Annotated in this window: 14 protein-coding genes; 6 read left to right on the top strand and 8 right to left on the bottom strand. The window is 70.3% G+C overall.

Annotated features, from left to right (window positions below):
- Positions 1-30: 30 nt before the first annotated feature.
- The 3 genes from EOT10_RS01515 to EOT10_RS01505 are packed head-to-tail and all read left to right on the top strand — an operon-like array spanning position 31 to position 2,893.
- The gene (locus EOT10_RS01515; protein ID WP_127826174.1) at positions 31-1,020 is read left to right on the top strand and encodes an ABC transporter permease; all 990 of its coding nucleotides are present in this window, start codon (positions 31-33) and stop codon (positions 1,018-1,020) included.
- The gene (locus EOT10_RS01510) at positions 1,017-1,838 is read left to right on the top strand and encodes an ATP-binding cassette domain-containing protein (protein WP_127826173.1); all 822 of its coding nucleotides are present in this window, start codon (positions 1,017-1,019) and stop codon (positions 1,836-1,838) included. The genes EOT10_RS01515 and EOT10_RS01510 overlap by 4 nt, the downstream gene beginning before the upstream one ends.
- Before the next feature lie 35 nt (positions 1,839-1,873).
- Positions 1,874-2,893 (top strand): LacI family DNA-binding transcriptional regulator, encoded by a 1,020-nt coding sequence (locus tag EOT10_RS01505; protein ID WP_127826172.1) that lies wholly within the window; start codon positions 1,874-1,876, stop codon positions 2,891-2,893.
- Between the two features lie 3 nt (positions 2,894-2,896).
- Here EOT10_RS01505 and EOT10_RS01500 read toward each other — a convergent pair whose 3' ends face one another.
- Positions 2,897-3,781, bottom strand: a complete 885-nt coding sequence (locus tag EOT10_RS01500) for an SIS domain-containing protein (protein ID WP_127826171.1) — start codon at positions 3,779-3,781, stop codon at positions 2,897-2,899.
- Positions 3,782-3,988: 207 nt separating this feature from the next.
- Between EOT10_RS01500 and EOT10_RS01495 the strand changes: the two genes are divergently transcribed.
- Positions 3,989-5,116, top strand: a complete 1,128-nt coding sequence (locus tag EOT10_RS01495; protein WP_223280699.1) for a ricin-type beta-trefoil lectin domain protein — start codon at positions 3,989-3,991, stop codon at positions 5,114-5,116.
- Positions 5,117-5,173: 57 nt separating this feature from the next.
- Here EOT10_RS01495 and EOT10_RS01490 read toward each other — a convergent pair whose 3' ends face one another.
- From EOT10_RS01490 to EOT10_RS01460, 7 genes are all read right to left on the bottom strand, one after another.
- Positions 5,174-5,959, bottom strand: coding sequence for a DeoR/GlpR family DNA-binding transcription regulator (locus EOT10_RS01490; protein WP_127826169.1), 786 nt, complete (start codon positions 5,957-5,959; stop codon positions 5,174-5,176).
- Positions 5,960-6,058: 99 nt separating this feature from the next.
- Entirely contained in the window at positions 6,059-7,246 is a 1,188-nt protein-coding gene (locus EOT10_RS01485) for a Gfo/Idh/MocA family protein (protein ID WP_127826168.1), read from the bottom strand.
- 44 nt (positions 7,247-7,290) lie between these two features.
- On the bottom strand, positions 7,291-8,943 hold the full coding sequence (locus EOT10_RS01480) for a type 2 periplasmic-binding domain-containing protein (RefSeq protein WP_127826167.1): 1,653 nt from the start codon (positions 8,941-8,943) through the stop codon (positions 7,291-7,293).
- A gap of 55 nt (positions 8,944-8,998) precedes the next feature.
- Complete coding sequence (locus tag EOT10_RS01475) at positions 8,999-9,862, bottom strand: carbohydrate ABC transporter permease (RefSeq protein WP_189491134.1); 864 nt, start codon at positions 9,860-9,862, stop codon at positions 8,999-9,001.
- 92 nt (positions 9,863-9,954) lie between these two features.
- Positions 9,955-10,941 carry an ABC transporter permease gene (locus tag EOT10_RS01470; protein WP_127826166.1) on the bottom strand — a complete coding sequence of 329 codons (987 nt, stop codon included), beginning with the start codon at positions 10,939-10,941 and terminating at the stop codon, positions 9,955-9,957.
- A gap of 227 nt (positions 10,942-11,168) precedes the next feature.
- Entirely contained in the window at positions 11,169-12,725 is a 1,557-nt protein-coding gene (locus EOT10_RS01465) for a right-handed parallel beta-helix repeat-containing protein (protein WP_127826165.1), read from the bottom strand.
- A 170-nt stretch (positions 12,726-12,895) separates the two neighbouring features.
- Positions 12,896-13,960, bottom strand: coding sequence for a M36 family metallopeptidase (locus EOT10_RS01460; protein ID WP_127826164.1), 1,065 nt, complete (start codon positions 13,958-13,960; stop codon positions 12,896-12,898).
- A 111-nt stretch (positions 13,961-14,071) separates the two neighbouring features.
- Between EOT10_RS01460 and EOT10_RS01455 the strand changes: the two genes are divergently transcribed.
- Positions 14,072-14,638 (top strand): GNAT family N-acetyltransferase, encoded by a 567-nt coding sequence (locus EOT10_RS01455; RefSeq protein WP_127826163.1) that lies wholly within the window; start codon positions 14,072-14,074, stop codon positions 14,636-14,638.
- Positions 14,639-14,803: 165 nt separating this feature from the next.
- Entirely contained in the window at positions 14,804-14,887 is an 84-nt protein-coding gene (locus EOT10_RS42800) for a putative leader peptide (RefSeq protein ID WP_315877410.1), read from the top strand.
- Positions 14,888-14,910: the final 23 nt, after the last annotated feature.

Genomic DNA, 14,910 nt, shown 5'->3' with positions numbered 1-14,910 from the left:
GTCCGCAGCGGTCACTACCCAGGAGCATCCATGACCACCGCCACCGCCCCACGTGCCGCCACGTTCGACTGGCGCCGGCTCACCACCCATCCCACCGCCGGCCCGCTTGTGGCCCTGCTCGTGGCCTGCGTCTTCTTCTCCTCGCAGAGCGAGCAGTTCCTCTCCGGCGGCAACCTCTCCCTCGTCGTCCAGCAGGTGATGGTCGTCGGCACGCTGGCCCTCGGTCAGACCCTGATCATCCTCACCGCCGGCATCGACCTGTCCTGCGGCGCGGTGATGGCGTTCGGCACGATCGTCATGGCCAAGCTGGCCACGGAGGGCGGCCTGCCACCGCTGCTCGCCGTCGTCACGGGCATCGGCGTCTGTGCCCTGTTCGGTCTCGCCAACGGCGCCCTCGTCACGTACGTCAAGCTGCCGCCGTTCATCGTGACGCTCGGCATGCTCAACGTCGCGTTCGCGCTCACCCACATCTACTCCGACGAGCAGACCATCACGAACCTGCCGGGCACGCTGACCGCGCTCGGCGGCACGTTTCCGCTGGGCCGCACCGACATCACGTACGGCTCGGTCCTGACGATCGGCCTGTTCCTCCTCTTCGCGTACGCGCTCAGCCAGACGGCCTGGGGCAAGCACACGTACGCGCTCGGCAACAGCCCCGATGTCGCGCGGCTCACCGGCATCCGCACCACCCGCCTCCAGCTGGGCGTCTACACGCTCGCCGGTGTCGTCTACGGGATCGCGGCGCTGCTTCTCGTGTCCCGTACGGGAGTCGGTGACCCGAAGGCCGGGCAGACCGACAACCTCGACGCCATCACGGCGGTCGTCCTCGGCGGCACGTCGCTGTTCGGCGGCCGGGGTGCCGTCCTCGGGACGCTCGTCGGCGCGCTGATCGTCGGCGTGTTCCGCAACGGGCTCCAGCTCATGGGCGTCGGCTCCATCTACCAGACCCTGATCACCGGCGTGCTCGTCATCCTCGCCGTGACCGTCGACCAGATCTCCCGCAGGAGGGCCCGCCGATGAGTACCCCTGTCCTGAGGGCCCGCGGGCTCGTGAAGCGCTACGGGCAGGTCACCGCCCTGGACGGCGCCGACTTCGATCTGCTGCCGGGCGAGGTCCTCGCCGTGATCGGCGACAACGGCGCGGGCAAGTCCTCGCTCGTCAAGGCGCTCACCGGCGCGCTGCAGCCGGACGAGGGGACCATCGAGCTCGACGGCGCGCCGGTCCGCTTCCGCGGGCCGCTCGACGCGCGCCGCCTCGGCATCGAGACGGTCTACCAGGACCTCGCCGTGGCCGCTTCCCTCGACATCGCGTCGAACATGTTCCTCGGCCGTGAGCTGCGCCGCCGCGGCCCGCTCGGATCCGTGTTCAGGATGCTCGACAAGAAGCGGATGCGGGACGAGTCGGCCGCCCACATGGCCGAGTTGAAGATCGGCCTCAGGTCCCTGACACAGGCGGTGGAGACCTTGTCGGGCGGGCAGCGGCAGGGGGTCGCGGTGGCGCGGGCGGTGGCCTGGGCGCGGCACGTGGTGGTGATGGACGAGCCGACGGCGGCGCTCGGCGTCAAGGAGTCGGGCCAGGTCCTCGACATGATCCGGCGGGTCCGCGACCGGGGCCTGCCGGTCGTCCTGATCAGCCACAACATGCCGCACGTCTTCGAGATCGCCGACCGCATCCACGTGCAGCGCCTCGGCCGCAGGGTCGCGCAGCTCAAGCCGTCCGACCACTCCATGCCGGAGGTCGTGGCGATCATGACAGGGGCTCTTGAGGTCCGGGACGCGGACGGGGGTACGGTCGTCGCGGACGAGGCCGCGGCCAAGGCGGTCGGCGTGCAGGAGTAGATCCTGCACGGAGAACGGGGAGGCGGGCGGGGACGATGGCGCAGAGCAGACGGCCGACCCTGGCCGACGTCGCGTCGCGCGTCGGGGTCAGCGCGAAGACCGTGTCACGCGTCCTGAACGAGGACGGGCCGGTCTCCGACGCCACCCGCGCGAAGGTGCTCGCCGCCGTCGACGAGCTGGGCTTCCGGCCCAACCTCATGGCCCGCAACATGCGGGTGGGCGCCCGGGACTCGACGGTCGCGCTCGTCGTCCCCGAGATGGGCAACCCGTTCTTCGGCACGGTCGCGGGCGGCGTCGAGGACGTCGTACGCGACCGGGGCCTGACCCTGCTCATGGGCTCGTCCGCCGAGGACGAGCAGAGCGAACTCTCGCTGATCACGGCGTTCCTGGCGCGCCGCATCAGCGGCCTGCTCGTCGTCCCCGCCACGGGCGCGCACCACCGCTATCTGCGCCGGGAGCGGGACGGCGGCCTTCCGGTGGTCTTCCTCGACCGGCCCGCCGCCGGGCTCGCGGCGGACGCGGTGGTCAGCGAGAACGAGGAGGGGGCGCGGGCGGGCGTCGCCCATCTGATCGCGCACGGCCACCGGCGCGTCGCCTTCGTCGGCGACCGGCCCGCCACCCTCTACACCCGCAAGATGCGCCAGCGCGGCTACCGCGCGGCTCTGAGCGCCGCGGGCATCCCGTACGACCCGACACTCGTGGCGTCGGCGCACGACCCGTACACGGCGGGCGTCGCGGTGCGGCGGCTGCTCGACTCCCCCTCGCCGCCCACGGCCGTGTTCTGCGGCAACAACTTCGCGTCCCTGGGCGTCGTGCCCGCGCTCGCGGAGGCCGGGCGCCGGGACGTGGCCCTGGTCTGCTTCGACGACCTGCCGCTCGCGGCGGTCCTCGAACCGGGCCTGACCGTCGTCGCGCAGGACCCGGCCGCGATCGGCCGCGCCGCCGCCGAACGGGTCCTCGCCCGGCTCGGCGGGGACCGGTCGGCGGCGCGGACCGTGATGGTGCCGGTACGGGTGATCGAGCGCGGGTCGGGGGAACTGGCGCCGCCGGACTGACGCTCACACGCGGGCGAGTATCACCGAGCGGGTGAGGTGCCGGGGGCGGTCCGGGTTGCGGCCGTGGGCGAGGGCGACCGCCACCGCGAGCCGCTGTGTGCGGACGAGTTCCGCGAGCGGGTCGAGGCCGCCGGCGACCCACATGCCGCCGGTCGCGTGCACCTCGTCGGCGAGGCCGGCGGGCGCGTCGCCGAGCATCCAGGTCACCGTGCCGCGGGTCGAGACGCTGATGGGGCCGTGCCGGTACTCCAGGGCCGGGTGGGCGCTCGCCCAGGGGAGTTGGCTCTCGCGCAGCTTGTGGGCGGCCTCGCCCGCGAGGCCGATCGTCCAGCCCCGGCCGAGGAAGGTGAACTGCGGGCAGCCGACGAGCCAGTGGGGCAGCGGCTCGGCGAGCGCGTCGCGCGCGTCCTCCTCGACGGCCTCGGAGTGCAGGCCGAAGTGGGCGCGCAGGAGGGTGAGGGCGGAGGTCGGGAAGCGGGTCTGGACGACGGACTTCTCGTCGGCGAAGTCGAGTACGACGACATCGTCGGCCGCCGAGGCGACGGGCGTCGCCGCGTCGGTCGTGATCACCGTGGTCCTGACCCGCCCGCGCAGGCCCGCGAGCAGGCGCAGCACCTCGGTGGTGGCGCCGGAGCGGGTGAGCGCGACGACCCGGTCGTAGTGGCGTCCGGCGGGGAACTCGGAGGCCGCGTGGGCGTGCGTCTCGCCGTGGCCCGCGTCCTCGCGGAGGGCGGCCGCGGCCTGGGCCATGTACAGGGACGTGCCGCAGCCGACGATCGCGACCCGCTCGCCCGGTTCGGGGAGCAGCGACGCCCGGTCGGCGGCCAGTTCTGCCGCGCGGCTCCAGCACTCGGGCTGGCTCTGCAGCTCGTTCTCGATATGACTCATGGCGCACCCTCACATCCCAGCGCATGCTTGGTTATGCAAGTTATAGCGCGCTTTCGAGCATGTGAGATCACTCAGGTCGGCCCCATCGCACCGAGAGTCCATGGGCACGCACCAGAAGTCCATGCCCAAGCGAGCCCACCACGCTCCACCCTCTTGTCGAGCACATGCCAGCAGTCACCTCCCTCCCCCACCGTTCAGGAGGAACTCGTGCACCGCTTCCGCTCGTTCAGATCCGTGTGCGTGACCGCCGTCGTCGCGGTCGCCGCCTGTCTGGGCCTGGCCGCGCCCGCCCAGGCCACCGGACAGACCCCCGGCACGTACACCAACTACGGCTTCCCGTCCGGCACTTCGACCCTCACCGACGCCACCTGGGGTACGACCGTCGAGGCGGACCCCGGCCGCGGGAACGTCTTCTGGTCCCACCAGTTCGGCTTCGACAACAGCGTCGGCGGATACATCGGCCAGCAGCGCTGGCGCACCGGCACCGGCATGTTCCTCTTCTCGCTGTGGGGTTCCACGGCGGCGAAGGCGGGCTCGTCCGGGACGTACTGCCAGACCTTCGACGAGTCCGGCACGGGCTACACCTGCCGCTACAACCAGCGGTTCACGGCGGGGCACCACTACACGTACCGGATCGCCCCCGACACGACGGCCGGCTGGTACAAGGCGACCATCACCGACACCACGGCCGGTACGTCCTTCGTCCTCGGCAGCCTCCAGGTCGGCACGGGCGCGCGGATCAGCGCCGGCGGCATGGTCGACTGGGTCGAGTACTTCGACTGGAACAGCAACTCCGCGACGTGCGAGGACGAGCCCTACTCACGGGCCCGCTTCGACCTGCCGACGGGCACGACGGCATCCGGCTCCACCGTCACCGCCTCGGTCGGCTCCACGTCCACCAGCAGCACCTGCACCCAGTACGCCAAGGTCACGCAGGTCCCCGGCGGCAGCGTGCACGACGACGCGACCGGCAACTCCGCCTCCGGTGACATCACCGGCATCGGCGGCAAGTGCGCCGACATCACGGGCGGAAGCAGCGCCGACGGCACCCCGCTGGAGCTGTGGACCTGCACCGGCGGCAACAACCAGAACTGGGTCCTCTCGCACGACGGAACCGTACGCGCCCTGTACAAGTGCGTGACGGTGAGCGGGAGTTCGATCCAGCTGTCGACCTGCAACGGCTCCGCCGCCCAGCAGTGGCAGCACTCCGGGAGCACGCTCGTCAACCAGGGCAAGTGCCTGGACGCCGAGGGCGGCAGCAGCGCCGACGGCACCAGGCTGATCGCCTACACCTGTACCGGTGGCACCAACCAGCGCTGGACCACGCCCAGTTGATCCCGCGCAGGGCGGCCGGGCACCGGCGGGTGCCCGGCCGCCCGCGCGCTCATATGCTCACACGCACAGGACCTCGACGCCGAGCGCCGCGATCTCCCCGACCAGCGTCTCGGGGGCGTCCGTGTCCGTCACCAGGACCGACACCGCGTTCAGCGCGCACACCTGGGCGAACGCCCGCCGGCCGAGTTTCGAGGAGTCGGCCACCAGGATCACGGTGACCGCGCGTTCTGCGAGGGAGCGGTTCGCGCGGGCCTCCGACGCGTCGTGCGTGGCCGCGCCGAGGCGCGGGTGGACCGCGTCGACCCCGAGGATCGCGTAGTCGAGGGCGAGGTTCTGCAGGACGGACGTGACGAGCGGGCCGACCAGTTCGCAGGAGCTGGGCCGGGCCACGCCACCCGTGACGACGATCTTCACGTGCGGGCGGATCGCCAGCTCGCCCGCGATGTTGATCGCGTTGGTGACGACGGTGAGCGCGACCCCGCCGGACGTGCCGCCCGGGTCGCTGCGCACGGCCAGCTCCCTGGCCACCTCGGAGGTCGTCGTCCCGCCGTTGATGCCGACGACGGAGCCCGGCGGGACGAGTTCGGCCACCGCCTTCGCGATGCGCCGCTTCTCGTCCGCCCTGCGGGCCGTCCTGTGGCGCAGCGGCAGATCGCAGGCGACGGAACCCGCCACGGCCCCTCCCCGCGTGCGGGTCAGCAGCCTCTGGCGGGCCAGTTCGTCCATGTCGCGCCGGACCGTGGCGGAGGAGCAGCCCAGTCGCTCGGCGGCGTCGGTGACCTCGACGCGCCCCTCGTCGCCGAGGATGTCCAGCAGCCGGGTCCATCGGGCGGGTGCACCCATGCTTCCCCCTCTCCTGATGGTCTTGTGCGCGCACAGGTGTGGGCGGGCCCGCCCCCTCCGACGGGCCCGCCCACGCCTGGGCTGCGGCTGCCGCTCCGGCTACTCGACGGCCGTGCGCGGCAGTTGTCCTCCGTCGAAGTACGCGAGCAGCTCCGGCTCGAGCTCGGGGACGTCGTACGGCATGCCTCCCTCGCGCAGCGAGCGGGTGGCGAGCGCGCCGGCGGCCACGCTCATCCGGGCCGCGACGGGGGACGTGTCGGTGACGCCGCCCTCCCGCGCGAAGCGGCAGAACTCCTCGATGATGCGCTGGTCGGCGCCGCCGTGCGAGCCCTGCGCCTCGGGCACCCGGTACACGACGTCGGCGTCCTTGCGGTAGCCGCTCGGTCCGGTGTTCCAGACCCGCACCTCGTCGCCGGGGCTGTCCCCGAAGTTCTCCAGGCGGCCCTCGGTGCCGATGACCGTGTAGTTGCGGAAGTAGTCGGGGCTGAAGTGGCACTGCTGATAGGCGGCGATGACGCCGTTGTCCAGCTGCATGTTCATCACCGACACGTCCTCGACGTCCACGACGTGGTGCAGGTCGTGGCGCGCGGTCGGCGGCCAGTCGAACTCCTTGAGCCAGCCGTCGGGGCGCGGGGTTTCCGGCTCGCGGCGCGGCAGGTCCCCGTAGACCATGAGGTCGCCGAGGGCGTTGACGCGCCGGGTGTAGCCGCCGGCCAGCCAGTGCACGACGTCGAGGTCGTGCGCGGCCTTCTGGAGGAGGAGGCCGGTGGTACGGGTGCGGTCGGCGTGCCAGTCCTTGAAGTAGTAGTCGCCGCCGTACGAGACGAAGTGCCGTACCCACACGGTCTTCACCTCGCCGATGTCGCCGCGCGCGATGATGTCGCGCATCAGGCGCACGACGCCCATGTGGCGCATGTTGTGGCCGACGTAGAGACGGGTGCCGGTCTTGTAGGCGGTGCGCAGGATCGTGTCGCACTGCTCGACCGTGATGCCGAGCGGCTTCTCGACGTAGGCCGGCTTGCCCGCTTCGAGTACCTCGCAGGCGATGGCTTCGTGGGTGTCGTCGGGGGTGGCGACGATGACGGCGTCGATCGACGGGTCGTCGAGGAGCCGCTTGTAGTCGTCGACGGCGACGGCGCCCTCGTACAACTCCGGGACCTGAGCCCGGACTTGAGGATCGACGTCGGCGACCGCCGCCACGACCGACCCCTTGCCGGGGCGGTGCGCGGCGGTCGCCAGGTTGCGTCGCAGTCCGAGCCCGATGACTCCGATGCGCAGGTCTTCCACGTGCGGTGTCCTGTTCTGCGTGTACTGAGCGTGTAGGAGAGGTACTACTTGCTGTCGGCGATGGCCTGCTCGTACTCCTTGCGCATCGCGTCGCCCGCCTCGCTCTGCCACGCGGGCAGGACGTCCTTCTTGAAGGAGGAGAGCGGGGCGCGGCCCGCGACGATGTCCTTGATCGCCTGGTACACGGTGTCGGACGAGGACGCGCCCTTGTTGGCGTAGGTGTCCGAGAAGAAGCCCGCGGTCGGGTCGGTCTTGCCGATCTTCATCAGCTCGACCTGTGCCTCGTGGATACCGCGGGTGATGTCGGGCTTGCCGGGGAGGTACAGGGTCTCCGGGGCGTTGCCGAAGAAGTTGATGGCCTGCCGGGTGGTGAGGACCTCGGCGTTGCCCTTCTTGTTCAGGAGCACGTCGCCGTCCTTGGAACGGGTGTGGTGCGTGCCCTCGATGCCGTTGTCCAGGAACAGCCGCTCCTCGCTGCCCATGGGGGCGCTGAGGTAGTTCATGACCTGGAGCAGGGTCTCGATACGGTCCTTGCTCACCTTGTTGTTGATCGCGGTGAAGCCGACCGAGCCGTAGCCGAAGCCCCAGGTGGGGGTCACGCCCTTCTCCGCGGCGAACGGAACGAGGACCTTCTCCGGCCAGTCGTACATGTTGCTGTCGTTGAGGAAGCCGGGGAACGACTGGACGTGCAGTCCGAGGAACCCGCCCTCCATCTTCTCCAGCGTCGTCGGCAGGTTCGGGTCCGGCCAGAACAGCTGCGCCTTCTGGCACTTGAGGGCGAACTCGAGACCGGCGTGGAACTCGTCGGTCTCGAAGTAGTGGGTGAGCTTGCCGCCGTCCATGCGCCACTTGTTGGGCGCGCCGTGCCAGTACGCGAACTGCAGGATGTGGTTCACGTACTGCGGTTCCAGGACGTACTTCTTGCGCTTGACGTCGAGGAGTTCTTTCGCCTTGTCGAAGAAGTCCTGGGCGCTGTCGAACTGGACGCCGCCGACCGGCTTCCAGAAGTCCTCGTTGGCGACATAGACCTGGCCCATGCGGCCGTACGGGACGGCGAGGCCCCAGATCTTGCCGTTGATGACGGCCGTCTTCCAAGCGAACTCGGGGATGTTGGCGAGGTTCGGGTACTTCTTGACCGCGTCGCCCGACAGATACTCGGTGAGGTCGTGGAACTTGGCCTCCAGGAGGGCCGGGACGTTCTTGAGGCCCTGGTTCGGCGGGAACCACATGAGGTCGGGCATGTCGCCGCCCGCGACGGTGGCGTTGAACTTCGCGCGGTAGACGTCGTCGGCGCCGAGGCCGTTGACGATCGTCATCTTCAGGTCGGAGCCCAGACGCTTGTTGAGCTCCTGCCAGTACGCGTTCCGGTTCATGGCCGGTGCCGCGGTGGTGAACGTCTCCGTCAGCGCGGTGACCGGCTTGCCGTCGCCCGGCTTCTTGGCGACGCTGCGGGTCAGGTTCTTGGGGTAGCGCAGGTACGCCGGGTCCAGGCCCGCCGCGTTGCCCGGCAGGTCGGGCGCGGGGACGTTCGCGGGGACGTACGTCGGCAGCTTCAGCTTGGCCGACGCCTTGGCGCCACCACCGCCCGTGGCCGCGCCGCCGCCGCAGGCGGTGAGCGAGCCCGCGCCGGCGAGGGTGAGGCCGGCGACGGTCGCGGCACCGAGGAATCCGCGGCGGTTGAAGTCTCTGGAGGACATGACTCTCCTAAGGGGCGAGGAGCGGTTGAGGGTGGTGGCTCAGAGGGGAGGTGGCTCAGGCCTTGATGGCGCCGGTGAGGACGCCCTTGACGAAGTACTTCTGCAGGAAGGGGTAGACCGCGATGATCGGCAGGACCGCGAGGATGAGCACGGCCATCGACAAGGAAGTGGTGGCGGGCACCACACTCACGCCCAGAGCCTTCGCGTTGAACGTGTCGCCCTGGAGGACGTAGCTGCGCAGGATCACCTGGAGGGGCAGCTTGTCCGGGTCGTTGATGTAGAGCATCGCGTTGAAGAAGCTGTTCCAGTACGTCACCGCGTAGAACATGCCGACCACGGCGACGACGGCCTTGGACAGAGGCAGCACGATCCGGCACAGGATGGTGAGTTCACCGGCGCCGTCGAGGCGGGCGGCCTCGTGCAGTTCGTCGGGGATGCCCTGGAAGAACGAGCGCACCACGATGATGTTGAACGCGTTGAGCAGGATCGGCGCGATCATCGCCCCGTAGGAGTCGATCAGGCCGAGCTGCTGCACCACCAGGTAGTTCGGGATGATGCCCGGGGTGAACAGGAACGTGCCGACGACGATCAGGAGCAGCGGCTTGCCCGCGAAGGTGCGCGGCCGGGAGAGGCCGTAGGCGAGCGCGATCGTGCAGAGCAGGCTCAGGGCCGTGCCGACGACGGTGACGCCGACGCTCACTATCGCGGCGCGCGTGATGACGCCGCCGGACATGACCACGCGGTACGACTCGAGCGTGGGGTGCGACGGGAACAGCACGTAGCCGCCGTTCGCGGCGAGTTCGGCCTTGGAGGAGAGGCTGGTGCCGATGGCCAGCAGGAACGGATAGCCGACCGCCACGATCATCGCGACGATGACGAGGAACTTCAGTGTCTGGGCCGCCGGGTTGGGCTGTTCCATCCAGGCCGGGCGCTCGGCGGAGCCGCGGCGTTTCCTGGCTCCCGTACGGGCGCGGGTCTCGCGGCGCAGGGTGGTGGAGATGGGCGCGGTGCTCACTGGTAGACCCCCTGCTCGCCGAGGCGGTGCGCGAACTTGTTGGCGAGGACGATCATGACGAAGCCGATGACGCCCTTCATGAGGCCTGCGGCGGTGGACATGCCCCAGTCGCCGTCGACGACGCCGTGGAAGTAGACGTAGGTGTCGAGGACTTCGGAGGCGCCCCGGCCGACGTTGTCTCGCTGGAGGAGGATCTGCTCGAAGCCGACGGAGAGGATGTCGCCGAGGCGCAGGATGAGCAGCATGATCACGACGGGCCGGATGCCGGGCAGCGTGATGTGCCAGATGCGGCGCAGCCAGCCCGCCCCGTCCATCGCCGCCGACTCGTAGAGCGAGGTGTCGATGGAGGCCATCGCGGCGAGGAAGATGATCGCGCCCCAGCCGGCGTCCTTCCAGACGCTCTGCGAGGTGACGAGGTACATGAACGTGTCGGGGTTGTTCATGATGTTGCCGACGTGCACGCCGTGGTCGTTCAGGTAGCTGCTGACCGTGCCCGCGCCGCCGAAGACCTGCTGGAACATGCCGACGACCACGACCCAGGACAGGAAGTGCGGCAGGTAGACCACGGTCTGCATGAGGCGGCGGGTCTTGTTGCTGATCAGCGAGTTGAGGAACAGCGCGAGGGCGATCGGCGCGGGGAAGTAGAGGATCAGCTGGACGGCGCTGATCTTCAGTGTGTTCCAGACGGCGGTCCAGAACTCGGGCTGTTCGAACAGGGCCTTGAAGTTGTCCCAGCCGACCAGGGGGCTTCCCTTGAAGCCGAGGTAGGGCTGGTAGTCCTGGAAGGCGACGCTGTTGCCCGCGAGCGGCAGGTAGAAGAAGACCGCGAAGTAGAGGATGCCCGGCACGCACAGCAGGAGCAGGGTGCGGTCCTGCCGAAGGCGCTCCCGCAGGGGCCGCTTGCCGGCGCGCTTTCGTCCCTTCCTGCCCGACGTCCCGGGGTCCTCGTGCTGTGGGTCGGGCGGGTTGTGCGATGCGGACATGGGCGATGCGGACGCAGCGGCCGACACATTCACCTCCTGCGTGGAGTGGCGAGCGGGGTTGGGTTTCTGCGGTGACCTCGCGGGGGCCGGGCCCGGCGCGCGAGGTACCGGAATCTTGCGCCAGCCCGCCAATCGATGACAAGACTTGATCGGTAATTATTTAGTTCTTGCAGCTTCGCGCACGGAACGTGCAGACTGCGAGCACGGTCACCGCAGCGCCCAGAGCCCTACCGACCCGCCGGAACCCCGTTCCACGCGCCCATGTCGGGCGCCGTCCCGGGTGTCACCGGGTTGCCCGCGAAGTCGCGGTCGCCCGCGTCGGCCAGGGGCGCGCCCGCACCGAGGGCGGGTGAACCGGAACGCAGGGCGTAGGCGGCCCCGGCGTCCGCGCGACCGGTGGCCGTGCCCGCGCCGGCCAGGAGCGGGTCGGCGGTCGTGCCGCCCGGGTTCACGGGCACGGAACCGACGCCGTACAGGTCGTTGTGGCTCGATGTCACGCCGCCGGAGCGCAGGTTGAAGGCGGCCGTGCCCGCGCCCTCCTTCACGACGATGTTGTTGTCGAAGGCGATCTCGTGCCGGTTCGTGGTGTTCTCGTTGACGACGGTCTGGCTGACGCCGTCGCCCACATAGACCGTGTTGTGCAGGAAGCGGACCCCGGAGAACGAGCCGCGGCAGGTCTCGATGCCACGGAAGTGGTCGTTCTGGCTGATGTTGAAGCGGATCACCGCGTCGCCGAGGCTGCCGTCGGCGGTGCAGACGAGGAAGAAACCGCCCGCGTTGTCGTGGCTGTAGTTGTACTGGAAGACGGTGCCGAAGGAGCCCTCGTCGACGTCGTACGCCATGCCGTCGCGGGTCGTCTCGCCGCCCGAGGTCTCGTTGTACTGGAAGACGGTGCCGTCCGCGTTCCACGGCCACATGCCCGCGTTGTAGCCGGCGGAGCGCCGCTGGAACCCGTTCAGCCTGTTGTGCTCGACGAGGGCGCCCTTGGTGGCCGTCATGACGATGCCGTCGCCGCCGAGGTCACCGAGGTCGTTGCCGCGCACGACGACGCCGGTGGACGGGACCCAGTGCGGGCCGTTCGGGTCGTAGCCGCTGATGACGGGCCGCTGGTTCCAGCTGGACGCGAAGAAGATGCCCTCGCGGTCGATGGTCTTGAGGGTGTTGTTCTCGACGAGCACGTCGTCGTAGTGCGTCTCCTTCGCCGACCCGGTGACGGAGAAGAGGATGCCCGCGGAGCCGTTGTTGTCCTTGGTGTCGTCGCCTCGGACGTCGTGGATGTCGAGGCCGGTGAGGCGGTAGTGGGTGCCGGTTCCGTAGTCGTCGAGGACGACGCGCACACCGCGGCGCTTGGTGCCCGGGTTCGCCGCGTTCGTGATCTCCAGGTCGGAGACCTCTATCCACTGCGTGTTGCGCAGGAGCACGGCGTCGGGGGCGCCCGCGCCGTCGATCACCGGCTTCGCCCCGGTGCCGTACGGGGCTATGCGAACCGGGCTGCCGGGGGCGCCCGCGCCGTTCGGGGCCAGGGTGCCCGTGCAGTGGGTGCCGCGCTCGATGAGTATCTGGTCGCCGGGGCCCAGGTGTTGGGCGTTCACGGCGGCGAGGGTGCGCCACGGCGCCTTGAGGGTGCCCCTCTCCGGGCCCGGTTTCGCCTGGCAGTCGACGTAGTGGGCGCGGGCCCGGAGCGGGGCGGCCGCGGTGGCGGCGGGGGCGGCCGCGAGGGCCGTGACGGCGGCCGTGGCCGCGGCGCACAGGACGGCGAGCGCCGTGCTTGCGCTGCGTCTCATGACTACCTCCGTAAGTGGTGGCGGGTGCCGGTGAGGAACGGGTCCGGCGGGGTGGCACAGAGCGTGCCGCCCTCGCCGGGCCCCGTTCCATGGACTCCGGCCCCGACTCCATGGACTTACGGAGGGGGATTGCTGGACTTCCCTGGGCCGCTCGGGCCCGAGGGGGTGGCTCAGACGCCCGGGATGCCCCGGGCCTGGAAGGCCTTGCGCACGGTGTCCGCCGCGCTCTTGCCGTACAGCTTCTGGGCCGTCGCGACGGTCGTGAGCGCCGCGTCCTTGAAACTGGTGTCGGGCGCGAAGCCGAACTGCGCGTCGACGATGACGCGGTCGGCGGTGCGGGCGCCGAGCGCGTTCCTGATGTCGAAGAGCGCCCGGGACCAGATCTCGCCGTCCGCGTGCACCTCCCCGACCTTGTCGGCGTACGTCTTGTCGGTGTCGAGGCGGCGCAGGCAGTGCGGGACGGTGGCCGTGTAGGAGACGGAGTCCCAGTCGGCGACGCAGGCGAGGTCGGTCCTGCGGGGCCAGCCGTACTTGGCGTCCGCGTAGGCGCCGACGGACACGGCCAGGTAGTCGCCCCAGGCCTCACCGATCGACCCGGCCTCCTCGGAGGTGCCGAAGCCGGGGACCTGCGCGTTGTGCACGGCGTGTCCGTACTCGTGGACGATGACCTCGGCGTCCTCGGCGTCGTCGACGCCGCCCTTGCCGTAGCGGATCTCGGCCTTCTTGTCGGTGAAGAAGGAGTTGTCGGCGCCCCACTGGTCGATGCGGACCGGCTGCGCCCGGTCGTTGGCGCCGGGCAGCTCGCTGCCGAAGCCGAGGCTCTGCAGGTACTCCTGCGCCTCGTTGACCCAGAAGTACGCCATGACCTGCTCGAACTGGTCGTCGTGGCGGTCGTACCCGGCGGCGTCGGCGACCTTGGCGGCGGCGCCGGTGTTCGATCTCACGGTGGCCCACCTGCCCGAGAGGCCGCCGCTCGCGTCGAGATTGCGCAGGCCGGCGAGGGTGTAGGCGGAGGCGGGCACCGCGGTCGCGGAGTCCTTGCCGTCGGTGAGGTTCTGGTCGCCGGACGACTGGACGGGGTTGACCATGAAGATCCGGCCCTGCGGGGCGGCGGTCTGCGCACCCGTCGTGCCCACCCCGGCGGAGGCCGGGGCGGCGAGGGTCGCGAGGGCCACGGTGGCGATGGCCGTGGCGAGGAGACCGCGGGGTGTGCGGCGAGCTGTCCTGCGGGACATGAACTTCCTCCGAGTGCGTCGTACGCGAGGGGGGTGGCATGGCGCGGGCGGATCTTCCCGTATTCCGGACCGCTTTGGCCAGGGTGCGGGGCCCGTGATTGCCTGACGCGTATGAGCAACATCGTCGTGACCACCTGGTCCCTGGAGCAGACCGCTCCGACCGACCTCCTGCCGGCCGCCGCGCCCGAGGGCAAGGACGTCGAGATCGTCCGCGCCGAGGTGCCCTCGCCGGAGTTCAGCCGCTTCCTGTACGCGTCCGTCGGGGGCGACATCCTCTGGACGGACCGCCTCGCCTGGACGTACGCGCAGTGGCAGGACGTCCTCGCACGGCCGGGCACGGAGACCTGGGTGGCGTACGAGAAGGGGACGCCCGCCGGGTACGTCGAGCTGGAGGCGCAGGACGACGGTGTCGTCGAGGTCGTCTACTTCGGCCTGATCCCCGCCTTCCGAGGGCGCCGCATCGGCGGTCACCTCCTGTCGTACGGTGTGGCGCGCGCGTGGGATCTGGCCGATCGGTGGCCGGACCGCGAGCCGACGAAGCGGGTGTGGCTGCACACGTGCAGCAAGGACGGCGAGCACGCGATGGCGAACTACGAGCGGCGCGGTTTCCGCCTCTTCGACACCAAGGTCGAGGAGGAGCCCGAGGTGGCGACTCCGGGGCCGTGGCCGGGGGCGTAGGCAGGGCAGGACGGGCAAGATCACGAGGGGCGTCCCGGGCACCGGGGCGCCCCTTTCCCGTACTCTCCAGTGACGCGCGACACATCCGTCCACGATGCGAGACGTTCTTGTCCACTTTGTGGACAGTGCTGGACTGAGTCTAAAGGCGCGTGCCACGCTTCCGTCATGTCTCGAGCTGGAATTGCCTTGGTGAGTCGGCGGCACGTCGACCTCGGCCGCATGTCCAGCGCCATGTGTCCGGCGCGCTGAAGCGTCCTTCAAGGACCCAGCAC

It is taken from the genome of Streptomyces antnestii (assembly GCF_004005495.1).
GTDB lineage: Bacteria > Actinomycetota > Actinomycetes > Streptomycetales > Streptomycetaceae > Streptomyces > Streptomyces antnestii.
This window is presented reverse-complemented; position numbering and strand designations above follow the sequence as displayed.

What these genes read in the sequence shown, in the direction of transcription:
- EOT10_RS01515 (WP_127826174.1), top strand. Translation starts at nt 31, where the DNA reads ATGACCACCGCCACCGCCCCACGTGCCGCCACGTTCGACTGGCGCCGG.
- EOT10_RS01510 (WP_127826173.1), top strand. Translation starts at nt 1,017, where the DNA reads ATGAGTACCCCTGTCCTGAGGGCCCGCGGGCTCGTGAAGCGCTACGGG.
- EOT10_RS01505 (WP_127826172.1), top strand. Translation starts at nt 1,874, where the DNA reads ATGGCGCAGAGCAGACGGCCGACCCTGGCCGACGTCGCGTCGCGCGTC.
- EOT10_RS01500 (WP_127826171.1), bottom strand. Translation starts at nt 3,781, where the DNA reads ATGAGTCATATCGAGAACGAGCTGCAGAGCCAGCCCGAGTGCTGGAGC.
- EOT10_RS01490 (WP_127826169.1), bottom strand. Translation starts at nt 5,959, where the DNA reads ATGGGTGCACCCGCCCGATGGACCCGGCTGCTGGACATCCTCGGCGAC.
- EOT10_RS01480 (WP_127826167.1), bottom strand. Translation starts at nt 8,943, where the DNA reads ATGTCCTCCAGAGACTTCAACCGCCGCGGATTCCTCGGTGCCGCGACC.
- EOT10_RS01475 (WP_189491134.1), bottom strand. Translation starts at nt 9,862, where the DNA reads ATGGAACAGCCCAACCCGGCGGCCCAGACACTGAAGTTCCTCGTCATC.
- EOT10_RS01470 (WP_127826166.1), bottom strand. Translation starts at nt 10,941, where the DNA reads ATGTCCGCATCGCACAACCCGCCCGACCCACAGCACGAGGACCCCGGG.
- EOT10_RS01465 (WP_127826165.1), bottom strand. Translation starts at nt 12,725, where the DNA reads ATGAGACGCAGCGCAAGCACGGCGCTCGCCGTCCTGTGCGCCGCGGCC.
- EOT10_RS01460 (WP_127826164.1), bottom strand. Translation starts at nt 13,960, where the DNA reads ATGTCCCGCAGGACAGCTCGCCGCACACCCCGCGGTCTCCTCGCCACG.
- EOT10_RS01455 (WP_127826163.1), top strand. Translation starts at nt 14,072, where the DNA reads ATGAGCAACATCGTCGTGACCACCTGGTCCCTGGAGCAGACCGCTCCG.
- EOT10_RS42800 (WP_315877410.1), top strand. Translation starts at nt 14,804, where the DNA reads ATGTCTCGAGCTGGAATTGCCTTGGTGAGTCGGCGGCACGTCGACCTC.